Annotated in this window: 11 protein-coding genes; 10 read left to right on the forward strand and 1 reads right to left on the reverse strand. The window is 76.6% G+C overall.

What is annotated here, in order from left to right:
* Positions 1 to 34 precede the first annotated feature (34 nt).
* On the reverse strand, positions 35 to 604 hold the full coding sequence (locus tag ACIQGZ_RS21145) for a gluconokinase (RefSeq protein WP_402603829.1): 570 nt from the start codon (positions 602 to 604) through the stop codon (positions 35 to 37).
* Positions 605 to 769: 165 nt separating this feature from the next.
* Between ACIQGZ_RS21145 and ACIQGZ_RS21150 the strand changes: the two genes are divergently transcribed.
* The 10 genes from ACIQGZ_RS21150 (at position 770) to ACIQGZ_RS21195 (ending at position 15049) form a co-directional block, all read left to right on the forward strand.
* The gene (locus tag ACIQGZ_RS21150; RefSeq protein WP_402603830.1) at positions 770 to 1465 is read left to right on the forward strand and encodes a FadR/GntR family transcriptional regulator; all 696 of its coding nucleotides are present in this window, start codon (positions 770 to 772) and stop codon (positions 1463 to 1465) included.
* 259 nt (positions 1466 to 1724) lie between these two features.
* Positions 1725 to 4202, forward strand: a complete 2478-nt coding sequence (locus ACIQGZ_RS21155) for an MFS transporter (protein WP_402603833.1) — start codon at positions 1725 to 1727, stop codon at positions 4200 to 4202.
* A 452-nt stretch (positions 4203 to 4654) separates the two neighbouring features.
* Positions 4655 to 5821 carry a glycosyltransferase gene (locus ACIQGZ_RS21160; protein WP_402604040.1) on the forward strand — a complete coding sequence of 389 codons (1167 nt, stop codon included), beginning with the start codon at positions 4655 to 4657 and terminating at the stop codon, positions 5819 to 5821.
* Between the two features lie 302 nt (positions 5822 to 6123).
* Positions 6124 to 7632 carry an exopolysaccharide biosynthesis polyprenyl glycosylphosphotransferase gene (locus ACIQGZ_RS21165; protein ID WP_402603835.1) on the forward strand — a complete coding sequence of 503 codons (1509 nt, stop codon included), beginning with the start codon at positions 6124 to 6126 and terminating at the stop codon, positions 7630 to 7632.
* 8 nt (positions 7633 to 7640) lie between these two features.
* Positions 7641 to 9011 (forward strand): O-antigen ligase family protein, encoded by a 1371-nt coding sequence (locus ACIQGZ_RS21170; protein ID WP_402603837.1) that lies wholly within the window; start codon positions 7641 to 7643, stop codon positions 9009 to 9011.
* The gene (locus tag ACIQGZ_RS21175) at positions 9008 to 10819 is read left to right on the forward strand and encodes a lipid II flippase MurJ (RefSeq protein WP_402603839.1); all 1812 of its coding nucleotides are present in this window, start codon (positions 9008 to 9010) and stop codon (positions 10817 to 10819) included. Before ACIQGZ_RS21170 ends, ACIQGZ_RS21175 begins: the two co-directional genes overlap by 4 nt.
* A complete protein-coding gene (locus tag ACIQGZ_RS21180; RefSeq protein ID WP_402603841.1) occupies positions 10809 to 11609 on the forward strand; it encodes a polysaccharide deacetylase family protein in 801 nt (266 codons plus the stop codon). Before ACIQGZ_RS21175 ends, ACIQGZ_RS21180 begins: the two co-directional genes overlap by 11 nt.
* Entirely contained in the window at positions 11606 to 12787 is a 1182-nt protein-coding gene (locus ACIQGZ_RS21185) for a glycosyltransferase (RefSeq protein ID WP_402603843.1), read from the forward strand. The genes ACIQGZ_RS21180 and ACIQGZ_RS21185 overlap by 4 nt, the downstream gene beginning before the upstream one ends.
* 76 nt (positions 12788 to 12863) lie before the next feature.
* Positions 12864 to 13859, forward strand: coding sequence for a hypothetical protein (locus ACIQGZ_RS21190; protein ID WP_402603845.1), 996 nt, complete (start codon positions 12864 to 12866; stop codon positions 13857 to 13859).
* Positions 13856 to 15049 carry a GNAT family N-acetyltransferase gene (locus tag ACIQGZ_RS21195; protein ID WP_402603848.1) on the forward strand — a complete coding sequence of 398 codons (1194 nt, stop codon included), beginning with the start codon at positions 13856 to 13858 and terminating at the stop codon, positions 15047 to 15049. Before ACIQGZ_RS21190 ends, ACIQGZ_RS21195 begins: the two co-directional genes overlap by 4 nt.
* Positions 15050 to 15061: the final 12 nt, after the last annotated feature.

Here is a 15061-nt window from a genome sequence, read left to right on the forward strand (position 1 = left end):
AGCGCGGCCGTTCCGGGGGCGGTGAGGGCGGCGGTCACGCGGGGTCTCCCGTGCCGGCGCGGGGCACCGTCCGCACCGCCGCCGCGACGAGTTCTTCGGTGCTCGGGGCGGCGTCCAGCTCGGCCCCGTACTCGTCCGGGCCGAGGGGTTCCAGCGTCGCCAGCTGGGAATCCAGCAGCGACGGCGGCATGAAGTGGCCGCTGCGGTGGCCGAGGCGGTCCGCGATCAGGGCGCGGTCGGCGGTCAGATGCAGGAAGAAGACGCCCGGCGAGGCTTCCCGCAGCGTGTCGCGGTAGCGGCGCTTGAGCGCCGAGCAGGTCACCACCCCGCCGCCGCCCGCCGCGTCGCACCGGCGCAGCCAGCGGCCGATGGCCTCCAGCCAGGGCTGCCGGTCCGCGTCGTCGAGCGGGACCCCGGCCGACATCTTGGCGATGTTGGCCGGCGGGTGGAAGTCGTCCGCCTCCGCGAAGGGGACGCCCAGCCGCTCGGCGAGCAGCCGCGCGACCGTGGTCTTCCCGGCTCCGGACACCCCCATCACCACGACGCACGGCGGCGCGGCGGACTCGGCGGTCTGCGGCGGCTGGTTCTCGGCACTGAGAGCCATCTGGATACTCCTGACGGTGGTACGACCGGTGCGGGACCGCCTGGCGGGGAGCGACGGCCCCGCAGCCGGCTGGGGAAACTATGACTCCAAAGGTATGACTTATTCAAGCCATCGATATACAAATGTCATATGAGTACTGGGAATGGCCCCCTCTACGCTGTCCGAATGGACATCCAGGGCCTGCACGGCCGACTGCTCGCGGACCTCGGGCCCGCCATCGCCTCCGGGGAGATCCCGGTGGGCGCGGTGCTGCGGATGGAGGAGCTGGAGGCCCGGTACGGCGTCTCGCGCACCGTGGTCCGGGAGGCCGTCCGGGTGCTGGAGGCGATGCGCATGGTTGCCTCCCGCCGCCGGGTCGGCATCACCGTCCAGCCCCGGGCCGGGTGGGACGTCTTCGACCCGCTGGTCATCCGCTGGCGGCTGGCCGGGCCCGACCGGGCGGCCCAGCTGCGCTCGCTCGGTGACCTGCGGGCGGCGGTCGAGCCGGCTGCCGCCGCGCTGGCGGCCCGGCATGCCACCGACGACCAGCGCCGGGCGCTCGGCGCACTGGCCGTGGAACTCACCGTCACCGCGCGGACCGGCGACCTGGCGGCCTTCCTCGGGCAGGACATCGCCTTCCACCGGGTGCTGCTCGAAGCCTCCGGCAACGAGATGTTCGCGCAGCTGGGCGATGTGGTGGCGGCGGTCCTCACCGGCCGTACCGAGCACCGGCTGATGCCGCACCACCCCCGGCCGTACGCGCTGGCCCGGCACCGTGAGGTGGCCGAGGCGGTGTGCGCGGGGGAGCCGGAGCGGGCCGAGCGGGCGATGCGGGCGATCGTGACCGGGGCGATGGAGGAGCTGCGGACCACCCTCGGCTGACCCCTGGGCGCACCCCTGAGTGCGGTCGTCCAGGCGGGTGAACGGGTGGGGGAACGGGTGACCGAAGGCTTCCCCGTGTGGGTGAATCCGCATCCGCTGCCGCTGCCCGCATTCGGCTGCGGCAACCGTGGCGGGCCGTGTTCCCGCTGGTGGCGGCGTTCTGTCGACCCGTCGATATGACGATTGGCAACATATCAGCGTACCTGCTGATAAAAAGACCGGTTCGAGTGAACTGTCAGCGGCTGTAATCATCCTCCGCATGTCTGTGATCGAGGGGGGCCGCCGCGCCCCGGCCGCACCGGCGTCCCAGAAGGCTTCGGAGCCCCAGGAGGCGTCCGGTTCAGCACAGTTGACGCCACGCCAGGTCCGGTTGGTGTTCGCCGGACTGATGCTGGCGCTCTTCCTCGCCGCACTCGACCAGACCATCGTCGCCACCGCACTGCCCCGGATCGTGGGCGAGTTGCACGGTCTGGACCGGATGTCCTGGGTGGTGACCGGCTATCTGCTGGCCTCCACCGTCGTCCTGCCGCTCTACGGCAAGCTCGGTGACCTCTTCGGCCGGGCCAGGGTCTTCCGGGTCGCCATCGCCGTCTTCATCGTCGGCTCCGCGCTGGCGGGCCGGTCGCACACCATCGACCAGCTGATCCTCTTCCGGGCGGTGCAGGGCATCGGCGGCGGCGGGCTGATGATCGGCGTCCAGTCGATCATCGCGGACATCGTCCCGCCCCGGGACCGGGGCCGCTACATGGGCCTGATCGGCGCCGTCTTCGGCGTCTCCTCGGTCGCCGGGCCGCTGCTCGGCGGCTGGTTCACCGACGGGCCGGGCTGGCGCTGGTGCTTCTGGGTCAACATCCCGATCGGCGCCGTCGCGCTGCTGGTCACCCTGGTCGTACTGCGGCTGCCCCGCCCGACCGCCCGCCCCCGGCTCGACCTCCCCGGCGCGCTGCTGCTCGCCGTCGCCAGTACCTGCCTGGTGCTCGCCACCAGCTGGGGCGGCACCGAGTACGGCTGGACCGACCCGGTGATCCTGGAACTGGGCGCCGCCACCCTCGGCTGCCTGCTGCTCTTCGTCCTGGCCGAGCGCCGCGCCGCCGAGCCGGTGATCCCGCTGCGGCTCTTCCGCGACGGCGTCTTCAATGTCTCCGGCGGCATCGGCGTGGTGGTCGGCGTGGCGCTGTTCGGCGCCGCCAGCTACCTGCCCAGCTTCCTCCAGATGGTCAACGGGGCCAGCGCCACCGGCTCCGGGCTGCTGATGCTCCCCATGATGGGCGGCATCGTGCTGGCCTCCATCGCGTCCGGCCAGCTGATCAGCCGCACCGGCCGGTACAAGGTCTTCCCGATCACCGGCGGCGCCCTGTCCACCGTCGGCATGGCGCTGCTCGGCCTGCTGCTGCACGCCGACACCCCGTACGCGGTCTCGGCGGCGGCCATGGCGGTGCTCGGCCTCGGGGTCGGCCTGGTGCTGCCGGTGCTGGTCCTGGTGGTGCAGAACTCGGTCTCCCCGCGCGACATCGGCACCGCCACCTCCGCCAACAACTACCTGCGGCAGATCGGCGGCTCGGTCGGCGCGGCCGTCTTCGGCGCCCTCTTCCACGCCCGGCTCACCGACCGGCTCGCCCACACCCTGCCCGCCGCCCGGCCGGGCGGTCCGGCGCTGCCGGACACCGACTCCATCACCCCGGAGCTGGTACGCGCCCTGCCGGGGCCGCTGCGCTCCGGCTACATCACCGCGTACGCGGACGCCATGCCCCGGATCTTCCTCTACCTGGTGCCCGTGCTGGCGCTGGGATTCGCCCTCGCCTTCCTGCTCAAGGAGAAACCTTTGGCCACGCATCCGGCAGCCTCCGGCCCCGCAGCGGCCCCCGCCGACCTCCGACTGCCGCCCCAGGCCGCGCCAGAACCGGCGTCAGCCCCGCTCTCCGCACCTGTCTCCGTGTCGGTGTTCGCGTCCCCGACACCGAACCCGGCCGGGGCCGCCCCCGGCATCCCGCTGCGCGGCACCGTACGGGAGCCCGACCGGGGCGTGGTGCGCAACGCCGTACTCACCCTGATCGACATGGACGGCCGCCAGGTCGCCAGGGCCGGCAGCGGCGGTGACGGCGGATGGGCGCTCGCCGCACCCCGGTCCGGCCACTATGTGCTGATCGCCGCCGCGAGCGGCCACCAGCCGCAGGCCGTCACCGTCGCGGTCGGCACCCGGCCGGTCGACCTCGACGTGGTCCTCGGCGGCACCGGCCGCCTCACCGGCGCGGTCCGCAGCGCTGAGGGCGCCCCGGTGGCCGACGCCGCCGTGGTCCTCACCGACGGCCGGGGCGAGGTGGTCGCCTCCGGGCACACCGACTCGGACGGTGCGTACGACTTCCGCGACCTGGTGGCGGGCGACTACACCATGGCCGTCAGCGCCCGCGCCTACCGCCCGGCCGCGCTCGCGGTGTCGATCGGCGCCAGCGGCGGGACCAGGCAGGACGTCGCGCTCACCGGCAGCGGGACGCTGCGCGGCACGGTCCGCACCAGCGGCGGCCACCCGGTGGCCGACGCCCGGGTCACCCTGCTGGACTCGGCCGGCACGGTGGTGGCGGCGGTGACCACGTCGGCCGACGGGGCGTTCCGCTTCAGCGACCTGGAGCCGGGCGAGTACACGGTGATCGCCAGCGGGTACCCGCCGGTGGCCACGGCCCTCCGCCTCGAAGACGGCCACACCGAACGCGACCTCCACCTCTCCCACCGCCCGGACTGAACCACCCACCGGCCCACCGGATCACCCGTCCCGGGTCATTCGAGGGCCCGCCTTGGTTCACCGGGGATGGGTGATTCGAGGAGCGCGGGGAACCCTGCACCTTGGTAGGGCGCTGCCCGTGCCTTTGGGTGGCGTGCCGGGGACGGGTCGTTCGAGGGGCGCGGGGAACTGCGCGGGGAACCCTGCACCTTCGTGGGGCGCTGCCCGTGCCTTTGGGCGGTGTGCCGGGGACGGGTTGTTCGAGGGGCGCGGGGAACTGCGCGAGGAACCCTGCACCTTCGTAGGGCGCTGAGCGCGCAGTTCCCCACGCCCCCGGGTGGTTGCCGGGCTGGGCGAGGTGCAGTTCCCCGCCCCCCGGGAGGGCGCCGCTGCTGGGCGGGTGAGGCGGCGCGGCGGACGGGTGAGGCGGGGGGCGGGCGGGGGTGGCCGACCCTAGGGTGGCGGCCGTGGGCGTGACGATTCTGCATGTGTCCCAGCCGGTCGACGGCGGAGTCGCCCGGGTGGTGGCCGACCTGGTTCGGGGTCAGGTGGCCGAGGGTCACCGGGTGGCGGTCGCCTGCCCGCCGGGCGGCCGCCTCGCCGGCCGGGCCGCCGCCGCCGGGGCGGAGGTGCTGCCCTGGCCGGCCCGGCGCTCACCCGGCCCCACGGTCGCCGCCGAGGCGTGGCGGCTACGCCGGATCGCCGCCGAGCACCGCCCCGACCTGGTACATCTGCACAGTGCCAAGGCGGGCCTGGCCGGCCGGTTGGCGGTACGGGGCCGGGTGCCCACCCTGTTCCAGCCGCACGCGTGGTCGTTCGCCGCCGTGGCGGGACCGGTGGCCGGTGCCGCGCTGGGCTGGGAGCGGCTGGCCGCCCGCTGGGCGCAGGCGGTGCTGTGCGTCAGCGAGCAGGAGCGCCGCGACGGGGTCGGCGCGGGCATCCGGCCCCGCCGCTGGGAGGTGGTCCCCAACGGGGTGGACCTGGACCGCCACACCGCCGCCGATGAGGCCGCCCGCCGCCGCGCCCGGCTGGCGCTGGGGCTGGACCCGGCCGCCCCGCTGGCGGTCTGCGTCGGCCGGCTGTGCCGGCAGAAGGGCCAGGACGTGCTGCTCGCGGCCTGGCCGGAGGTGCTGCGCCGGGTACCGGGGGCCGGGCTGGCGCTGGTCGGTGCCGGGCCGGACCGGGCGGCGCTGGAGCGGACGGTGGGGCGGTTCCCGGTCGGGTCCGGGGTGCGGCTGGCCGGGGACGTGTCCGACCCCCGCCCGTGGTGTGCCGCCGCCGATCTGGTGGTGCTGCCCTCCCGCTGGGAGGGCATGGCGCTGGTCCCGCTGGAGGCGATGGCGGCGGCGCGGCCGGTGGTGCTGGCCGACGTACCCGGCGCGGCGGAGTGCCTGCCGCCGGACGCGCGGCGCGGCGCGCTGGTGCCGCCGGAGGACCCGCGCGCGCTGGCGGTGGCCGTCGCGGCGGCGCTGGCCGACCGGGCGGGCTGCGCCCGGCGCGGGGCGCTGGCCCGTGAGCATGTGGCCGCCCGGCACGACGTCCGCCGGGTGGTGACGCGGATCTCCGAGCTGTACGGCGAGCTGCTGGCCGACCACCGGCCCGAGCCCCGTACGGCCGTCGCCGCCGGCTGGCAGGGCTGACCGGCCGTCGGCAGCGGCCGCGTACGGGTGTTGCGGTGGGGCCGGGCGGATGGATTTCGGCGGCCGGGGGCGGTGGCCGACGGAAGCCGAACCGTTAATCAGATAAATGGGCGGCCGGTGTGAAAGGGCCAGTCAACTGACCGCTTACGTATGATTCGTCGGTACTGTCTGATTTTACCGGTATCAGTCCCATGGCCGCAGCCCGGCGGGCGGGTACCGACTGCGGCGGCAGGTCCCGACCGGACCGCCCCGATGGGCCGGAGCCACGGACCACGGCACACAGCAGGGGAGTACGTGCGCGGATGAGCATTGAGAACGAGAGCGTGCCACACCCCGGACGAGTCGCCACGTCCGGCCGGGTCGCCGCCGCCGAACTCGGGCCACCGCAGCTCAGGTCACCCGCCCCGCCCGCCGTCCCCGGCCGCAGACCGCACACCGCCCGGCCCGAGGCGGCCCTGCCCGCCGGACTGCTCGCGCTGGACGCCCTGGCCGCCGGGGCCGCCGCCGCGCTCGGCACCCCCAGCCGCCCGCTCATCCCCGCCGACGTACTGTTCGGCACCGCCGCCCTGCTGCCCGCGCTGCTGCTGCTCAACGGCGCGGGCGGCCTGTACCGGAGCCGCCTCGCCCTCTCCGTGCTCGACGAACTGCCCGCCCTCACCGGCCGCGCCGCCGTCGCCGCCGCCTGCGCGGTGACCCTCTGCGGCTGCCTGAACGGCGGCTGGCCGGCCTTCGCACCCGCCACCGCCGCCGGGCTGCTGCACCTGCTCGGCGGCTATCTGACCCTTGCCGTGTCCGGCCGCGCCGCGCTCTACGCGACGGTCCGCAGCGCCCGCCGCCGCAGCCCCAGGCCGGTGCTGGTGGTCGGCGCCGGGCACCTCGGCCGCCGGGTCGCCGCGACCATGCTGGCCCGGCCCGAGTACGGCATGCGCCCGGTCGGCTATCTGGACCCCGGCCCGGTGCTGCTCCATGACGACCTGACGATTCCGGTGCTCGGCGGCCGCGAGGTGCTGGAACGGGAGATCGACCGACGCGGCGCGTACGACCTGGTGGTCGCCGCGGGCGGCCCCGTCGCCACCGCCGCGATGCGCGACGCCGCCCGGCTCGGCTGCCGCCTGTGGCTGGTGCCGGGCGTGCGCGAGTACGCCACCCTGGAGCACGGCCGCCGCGCCGCCCACGGCGACCACCTGTGGGGCTTCCCCTTCCTGCGGCTGGGCCGCCCCGCCCGGCAGCGGGCCGGCTGGACCGGCAAGCGCGCCCTGGACGTCCTGGCCGCCGGGGTGCTGCTGCTGCTCGCCGCACCGCTGCTCGCCGCCTGCGCACTGGCCGTACGGCTGGAGGACGGGCCGGGTGTGCTCTTCCGGCAGCAGCGGATCGGGCTGGACGGCCGGGCCTTCACCCTGCTGAAGTTCCGCACCCTGCGCCCGGCCGACGAGCACGAGTCCGCCACCCGCTGGAACATCGCGCAGGACCAACGGGTGGGCCGGGTCGGCCGCTTCCTGCGCCGCACCTCGCTGGACGAGCTGCCGCAGCTGTGGAACGTGCTGCGCGGCGAGATGAGCATGGTCGGCCCGCGCCCCGAGCGGCCGTACTTCGTGCTGCGGTTCACCCAGGCCAACCCCGAGTACGCCGACCGGCACCGGGTCCCGGTCGGCATCACCGGACTCGCCCAGATCCACGGGCTGCGCGGCGACACCTCCATCGAGGACCGCACCCGCTTCGACAACCACTACATCGAGACCTGGAGCCTCTGGCAGGACGTCAAGATCCTGCTGCGTACGGCAGGCTCGCTGGTCCGCCGGGACGGGAGCTGACCCCCGCCATGGCCACCACCCTCCCCGCACCCGCCGAAACCGCACCCGCACCGGTACCCGCTCCCGTGTCGGCTGCTCGGGCCCGCGAGCTGCTGCGTAGGCCCAGCCTGGCCGCCGCCGCCACGGTGCTGCTGGTCTGCGTCCCCAGCGGCGAACAGGACGTCACCGCCGCCGTCCACATCACCCCCGCCGACGTCGCCTCGCTGGTGCTGGTCGCGGTCGTCGCGCTGGCGCTGCTGCGCGGCCGGCTCCGGACGGCGCTCAGCCCGCTCGCCTGCCTGCTGTTCGGCGCGGTCGCGGTGGCCGCAGCGGTCGCCACCGCCACCGCCGTGGACCCGATCGCGGCGCTCACCGGCTTCGTCCGGCTGGTCCAGGTCTTCGTGCTGGTCCCGGTCGCCGTACTGCTCTCGCTGCGCGACCGGCGCGACATCCGGCTGCTGCTCGGCGCCCTGGTGGCGGCCGCGCTGATCGAGGGCGCCGTCGGCGTCCACCAGTATCTGACCGGCACCGGCGCCTCCTTCACCGGCCGGCCGATCCGCGCGGTCGGCACCTTCGGCGCGCTGGACATCATGGCCATGTCCGCCGTGGTCAGCTACGGCCTGGTGGCCGCCCTCGCGCTGGCCGTCGGGCTGCGCGACTCCGCCGCCCACCGGCCGCACCGCTGCGCGCTGTACGCGGTGGCGGTGGCGCTGGTGCTGCCGCTCGCCTTCTCCTTCAGCCGGGGCAGCTGGATCGCCTGCGCCGCTGCCGCCGCCGTCATCCTGCTGCGCGCCGACGCCCGGCTCGCGCTGCGCACCGCCGCCGTCGCGGCGGCGGTCGCCGTGGTGCTGGTCGGCGGGGTCGGCGTGGGTACGACCGGCCTCTCCGAGCGGCTGGGCAGCATCGCGGGCGTCTCCGACCGCCCCGACCACTCGGTCACCGACCGGTACGACCTGTGGACCACCGCCGAGCGCATCTGGCGGGACCACCCGCTCACCGGGGCCGGACCCAAGGGCTTCCAACGGCTGCGGGACAGCCATGCGCCGCTGCGGCTCTCCTCCGCCAGCGACGCGGAGGACGGCACGGTCGGCTTCCGGCACGAGCCGCTGCTCTCCCCGCACAACATGTACCTGCTGGTTCTCAGTGAGCAGGGACTGCTCGGCATCCTGGCGCACGGCGCGCTGCTGCTGGTCCTGCTGGTACGCGGACTGCGGCGCGGCGGACGCGACGGCGCGGGCCTGGCCGCGACCGGGCTGCTGGTCTGGCTGCTGATCGACTTCCTCTACTCCGACATCGGAGGCACCACCACCGTCCTCACCTCGGTCGTCCTCGGCCTGGCCGCCCGCTGGGCGCTGCCCGCCGCGCCCGCCGCCGAACCGAAGGAGGCCGCCACCCGGTGACCGCCCCCCAGCTGCCCCCCGGCCCCCCGGCCCCGGTCGCCGTGGTGGGCCCGGCCATGCCCTCGGCCGTCGAGCGGGCCGACCGGCAGGCCGGCCCCCCGGCCCCGGCCGGCCGGGGGCCTGGCTTCATCGCGCGGGCGTTCGGGGTCACCGCGCTGCTCACCGCCGCCGGTTCCCTGCTCGGGCTGCTGCGCGATCTGCTGCTCGCCCGCTACTTCGGCGCGGACGAGGGCACCGACGCCTTCCTGGTCTCCTGGACGGTGCCGGAGACCGCGTCCCCGCTGCTGATCGAGGACGCCATGGCCTTCCTGATGGTGCCCGCCTTCAGCCTGGCCCTGGCCGCCCGCCACGACCGCACCGCCCCAGCGCCGGACAGCCCAGCGCCCAACAGCCCCAAGCGGGACACCTCCGGCCCGGACACCCCCGCCGACCCGGTCCGCGCACTGGTCGCCGCCACCCTGCCCCGGCTGGCCCTGGCCCTGGCCACCGTGTCCGCCGTCGCCGCGCTGGGCGCCCCGCAGCTGGTGGCGGTGCTCGCCCCCGGCCTGCCCGACCCCGCACTCGCCGTACGGTGCACCCGGATCACCGCCCTCACCGTGCTGCCGTTCGGCGTCGCCGGCTACCTCAGCGCCGCGCTGCGCGCCCACCACCGCTTCACCGCTCCGGCGGGCGTCTGCGTCGTCTACAACGCGGGCATCCTGGCGTTCCTGGTCGCCTGCCACGACCGGTTCGGCGTCACCGCCGCCGCCACCGGCGTCACCTTCGGCAGCGTACTGATGACCGCACTGCTGCTGCCGTCCTTCCTCCGCAGGCTGCGCGGTACCCACCGCCCCCGCCGCGCCCGCCGATCCGGCGGCGGACCGGCAGCGGCGCTGGCGTTCAGCCCGCTGGCGCTGCTGCCGGTGGTGGGCTTCTCGCTCGCCCGCCAGGCGCAGGTCTTCATCGAGCGCTACCTCGGCTCCGGACTGCCGCCCGGCACCATCTCGCACCTCAACTACGCCGCCAAGGTCGCCCAACTGGCGATGACCGCCTCCCTGCTGATCTGCACCGTCACCTTCCCGCTGATCGCGCGGGCCGTCGCGGAGGGTGACCTGCGGGCCGCCCGCGACCGGGTGGAGAAGGACCTCGCCCACGTCGGCGCGGTGGTGCTCTGCGGCACCGCCTTCCTGCTGGCCTGCGCGCCGCCCGTCGTCCACCTGCTCTTCCAGCGCGGCGCGTTCGGCCCGCAGGACACCGAGGCGACCGCCGCCGTGATGCGCGTCTACAGCGTCGGCCTGCTCGCCCAGGCGATGACCGGGGCACTGATCAGGCCGTTCTTCTCCACCCGGCCCGCCGTGCGGATCGCCGGCACCCCCGAGCCGCCCGGCGCCGCCCGACCCCGCCTCGACTGGTACCCGGTCGGCGCGATGCTGCTCGGCCTGGTCGTCACCTTCGCCGTCGGCGCCTGGGCCGCACCCCGCACCGGAGCGCTCGGCATCGCCGCCGCCAACGCCGCCGGCATCACCGTCACCGCCGGCCTGCTGCTGCACGGCCTGCGGCTGCGCGGCATCACGCTGCGGCTGCGCCAGGTGCTCGGCGGCCAGGCCCGGCTGATCGCCGCCGCGACCGCCGCGACCGCCGCGGGCACCGCCGCCGCGACCCTCGCCGGGCCGCGGCCGGTCGCCGCCGTACTGCTCGGCGGCACCGCCGTCCTCACCGTCTTCACCGCCACCGCCGCCCTGCTCGGCGCCCCCGAACCGCGCACCGTGCTGCGCGTGCTCGGCCGCGCCGGGCGACCCACCGCCGAGGGGGACCGCCATGGTCGCTGAACCACTGCCCGACGAGCTGCACCGCCCGCCGCACCGGCCCGGGGCCGACCCGCGCCGGGCGCCCTGGACCCTGATGTATCACTCCGTCGACCACTACGAGGAAGACCCCTACCTGCTCACCGTCACCCCCGAGCGGTTCGTCCGCCAGATGCGCTGGCTGCGCCGCCGAGGACTGCGCGGCGTCGGCATCGCGGAACTGCTGGCCGCCCACGCGGCGGGCCGCGCCGCCGACCTGGTCGGCCTCACCTTCGACGACGGCTACGCCGACTTCGAGACCCAGGCGCTGCCGGTGCTGCGCGCCCACGGCTTCACCGCCAGCGTGTACGTCGTCGCGGACCGGCTCGGCCGCCACAACACCTGGGACCCGGGCGGCCCCCGCAAGCGGCTGCTGACGGCGGACCAGGTCCGGGCGGTCGCCGCCGCCGGGATGGAGATCGGCTCGCACAGCCTGGTGCACACCACGTTGACCGAACTGCCCGCCGACCGGCTCACCGCCGAGACCGCCCGCAGCCGCGAGGTGCTGGAAGAGGTCGTCGGCGGCCCGGTCACCGGCTTCTGCTACCCGTACGGCACCGTCGACCAGCGGGTCGCCGACGCGGTGCGCGCCGCCGGCTACGACTACGCCTGCGCCATCGGGCACTCGCCGCTCACCGGCCGCTACGCGCTGCCCCGCTGCTACGTCGGGGACCGCGACGGCGGCTGGCGGCTGCACGCCAAACGGGCCCGGCACCTGGCCCGGAGCCTGCGCGCCGCCGTCCGGCCGCGCGGCGCGGGGGGCGGCCGGGGATGAAGGTCCTCCAGGTGATCACCGGGCTGGCGGCCGGCGGCGCCGAGCAGCAACTGCGGCTGCTGCTGCGCCACCTCCCGGACCGCCACCGCTGCGAGGTCGCCGTGCTCACCGGCCCCGGCGCGGTCGCCGCGGGCATCCGGGCCGACGGCACCCCCGTCCACCACGTCCGCATGCGCGGCAACCGCGACCCGGCCGCCGTGCCGCGCCTCACCGCGCTGATCCGCCGGGGCGGCTACGACCTGGTGCACACCCACCTCTTCCGGGCCTGCCTCCACGGCCGGCTCGCCGCCCGGCTGGCCGGGGTGCGGGCGGTGGTGGCCACCGAGCACTCGCTGCTGGACGACCGCATCGAGGGCCGCCGGATCACCCCCGCCGTACGGGCCCTCTACCTGGCCGCCGAACGGCTGGGCAGCACCACCGTCGCGGTCTCCCCCGAGGTGCGGGCCCGGCTCACCGGCTGGGGCGTGCCGCCGGACCGGGTGGAGCTGCTGCCGGGCGGCATCGACGCCGCCCGGTACGCCCGGCCGACCGCCTCCCGGGCGGCCGTGCGGCAGACGGTGCGCACCGAGCTGGGCCTGCCGCAGCGGGCGCAGGTGGTCGGCGGGGTCGGCCGGCTGGTCCCCGACAAGCGGTTCGACGTGCTGGTGGACGCGCTGCGCCTGCTCGCCGCCGCCCCGGCGGTGGGCCGCGACCCCTGGCTGCTGCTGGTCGGCGACGGACCCGAGCGGGCCGCCCTGGAGCGGCGGGCCCGGCGGCTGGGGGTGGCCCACCGCACCGTCTTCACCGGCGAGCGCGACGACGTCCCCGACCTGCTCACCGCGATGGACGTGCTGGCCGCGCCCTCCACCGAGGAGACCTTCGGCCTCGCCGTGCTGGAGGGCCTGGCGGCCGGGCTGCCCGTCCGCTACACCTGCTGCCCCGCGCTGGCCCGACTGCCCGCCGACGCGGCCCCCGGCGCCCGCCGGGTGGCCCCGGACGCGGCCTCGTACGCGGCGGAGCTGGCCGTACCCGGCGGGCGCGGCGCCGACGCGCTGCCGCAGCCGCCCGCCGTACGCCACTACGACATCGCGCGGGTCGCCGCCGAACTCGGCGCGCTGTACGACCGAGTCGGCGCCCGCCACGGCCGCTGTCCGGACCCGGCGCCCGCCCCCTGCGGCGAGCGGCTGCCCGCCGGCTGACCGCCCGCCCCGCCCCCATCCGACCCCTGGCCGCCGGACTCCCGGGCCGCCACTCCCAGGACATCGAGGACCCGACATGCCCACCGATCCCCGACCGACCGCAAGCCGCCCGAGCCGCCGCTGGTGGCCGGTACTGCTCGCCGTGCCGCTGGGCGCCGCCGCCGGTGGCGGCTACGCGCTGGCCACCGACCCGGCGTACACCACCAGCGCCTATGTGGTGGTGGTACCGCAGGGCACGGCCGACGGCAATGTCGCGGCGAACTTCGCCCAGGCGTACGGGCGGCTGGTGACGCAGCCGCAGGTGCTGACCACCGCCGCCGGACAGCTCCGCGCCACCGTCGCCCGGCTGGCCGGCCAGGTCAGCGGGACCACCTCGCCGGACGCCCCGGTGATCGAGGTCGCCGGTACGGCGGGCACCCCGCAGGCCGCCGCCGGGGCGGCCAACGCGGTCGCCCGCTCGCTGATCTCCTTCGCCAATGTGAGCAGCGCCGACACCCGGGTCAAGCTGGTCTCGCTCGCCGCCGCCGCCAACCCCGCCGCACCCGCCTCCCCGGTCCCGGGGCTCGACCTCGCCGTCGGCGCCGCAGCCGGGCTGCTGCTCGGCGGCCTGCTGATGGCGGCCCGGCCGGGCACCGCCCGCCCGGCGGCGGCAGCGGGGGCGGCCGGGGGCGAGGCGCCTGCGGGCCCGGCTGCCGCCGCTCCCGCCGGGCCCGCTGTGGACCAGGCGGCCCGTAACGGCGGTCCGGCCGTGCCGCCCCCGTCCCTCGGAGCCAGGGCCGCCCGCAACGGCCGCGCTGCCGTACCGGCCGCCGAACCCGCCCCGGCCACCAAGGCCAGGGCCAAGGCCCGCAACGGCGACTCCGCCGCGCCGGCCGCCGACCCCGCCACGCCGTCCGAGGTCGCCCCCGCCGAGCAGTCCGCCCAGCCCGCCCAGCTGGCCAAGCCCGAGCAGTCCGCCCAGCCCGAGGAGCCCGCCGCCGCGCGGGCGCGGGCCAGGACCGCCGTGCGGACCGAGGCCGCCGCGCGCACCGCTCGGGCCGGGGCGGCCGGACGTGGGCGGAGCCAGGCATGATCGAGGAGCGCACCGTATTGCCCGCCGCCCGGGTGCCCGCGACCGTGCCGCCAGCCGGGGCACGGGAGTGCTGGTCGGCCGAGGTGCGCCAGGACGACGCCGCGCTGCCGGAGCTGGCCGCCGAGTGGGACGACCTGGCCGCCCGCTGCCGCACTGCCACCTCCTTCCAGTCGGCGGCCTGGCTGGTGGCGTGGTGGCGCGCCTACGGCACCCCCGGCCGGCTGCGGCTGGTGCTGGTCCGCCGGGACGGCCGGCTGATGGCCGCCGCCGCGCTGACGGTACGTCACCGTCCCTACCCCGTCCTGGTGCCGGTCGGCTGCGGGGTCAGCGACTACGCCGACGTACTGCTCGACGACACCTGCCCCGACCAGGCCGCCGCCGCCCTCGCCGCCGCCCTCCCGGCCCACCGGCCCTGGATCGTCACCGACCTGCGCGAAGTCCGCCCGGACGCCGCCGCCCAGCGGCTGCTGACGCACTGGACCGGACGCCGCCGCCGACTGCCCGACTCGGTCTGCCAGCATCTGCCGGCCCTCCCCATGGAGGAGCTGCTGCGCCGGCTCCCCGGCCGCACCGCCCAGCGCAACCGGGTCAAGCAGCGCAAGATCGCGGCAGCCGGGGTGGTGGTCAGCGAGACCCCGGCCGAGCGGGTGCCCGACGCCGTGGACGCCATGCTGCGGCTGCACGCGCTCCAGTGGCGGGGCCGGGGCGCCACCCCCGAGCACCTGGGCGAGCGGTTCGCCCGGCATCTGCGGGAGGCCGCCCGGGGCATGGTCGCGGCCGGCCGGGCGTCGGTGCAGCAGTACCACCTGGACGGCGAACTGGTGGCCGTCAACGTCCTGCTGATCTCCCCCCGGCTGGCCGGGCTGTACATGTACGGCGCCCACCCGGGCCTGCGGCAGCGGCTGGACATCGCCGGACTGCTGTTCGGGGAGTCGCTGGCCTGCGCACTGCGCGCCGGGGTGCCGCTGCTCAGCCTGCTGCGCGGCACCGAGCCGTACAAGCAGCGCTGGCGGCCCGAGGAGGACCGCAACGACCGGCTGGTGCTCGGCGGCGGGCGGCTCGCCCCGGCCGCCGCCCTGCACATCGGCGCGGCCCGGCTGCGCGCCGCCGCCGTGCGGGCCGCCCGGACCAGGCTGCCCTGGCTGACCGCCGCCCGCACCCGGCTGCGCGAGCTGCGGGCCGGCCGCTGACCGGGAGCCCGG

The organism is Streptomyces sp. NPDC092296, from assembly GCF_044755465.1.
Taxonomy (GTDB): Bacteria; Actinomycetota; Actinomycetes; order Streptomycetales; family Streptomycetaceae; genus Peterkaempfera.

Bases quoted from the DNA above. Each gene is read 5' to 3' on its own strand.
- ACIQGZ_RS21195 (WP_402603848.1), top strand. From the start codon at position 13,856: ATGATCGAGGAGCGCACCGTATTGCCCGCCGCCCGGGTGCCCGCGACC.
- ACIQGZ_RS21170 (WP_402603837.1), top strand. From the start codon at position 7,641: ATGGCCACCACCCTCCCCGCACCCGCCGAAACCGCACCCGCACCGGTA.
- ACIQGZ_RS21190 (WP_402603845.1), top strand. From the start codon at position 12,864: ATGCCCACCGATCCCCGACCGACCGCAAGCCGCCCGAGCCGCCGCTGG.
- ACIQGZ_RS21165 (WP_402603835.1), top strand. From the start codon at position 6,124: ATGAGCATTGAGAACGAGAGCGTGCCACACCCCGGACGAGTCGCCACG.
- ACIQGZ_RS21180 (WP_402603841.1), top strand. From the start codon at position 10,809: ATGGTCGCTGAACCACTGCCCGACGAGCTGCACCGCCCGCCGCACCGG.
- ACIQGZ_RS21185 (WP_402603843.1), top strand. From the start codon at position 11,606: ATGAAGGTCCTCCAGGTGATCACCGGGCTGGCGGCCGGCGGCGCCGAG.
- ACIQGZ_RS21150 (WP_402603830.1), top strand. From the start codon at position 770: ATGGACATCCAGGGCCTGCACGGCCGACTGCTCGCGGACCTCGGGCCC.
- ACIQGZ_RS21145 (WP_402603829.1), bottom strand. From the start codon at position 604: ATGGCTCTCAGTGCCGAGAACCAGCCGCCGCAGACCGCCGAGTCCGCC.
- ACIQGZ_RS21155 (WP_402603833.1), top strand. From the start codon at position 1,725: ATGTCTGTGATCGAGGGGGGCCGCCGCGCCCCGGCCGCACCGGCGTCC.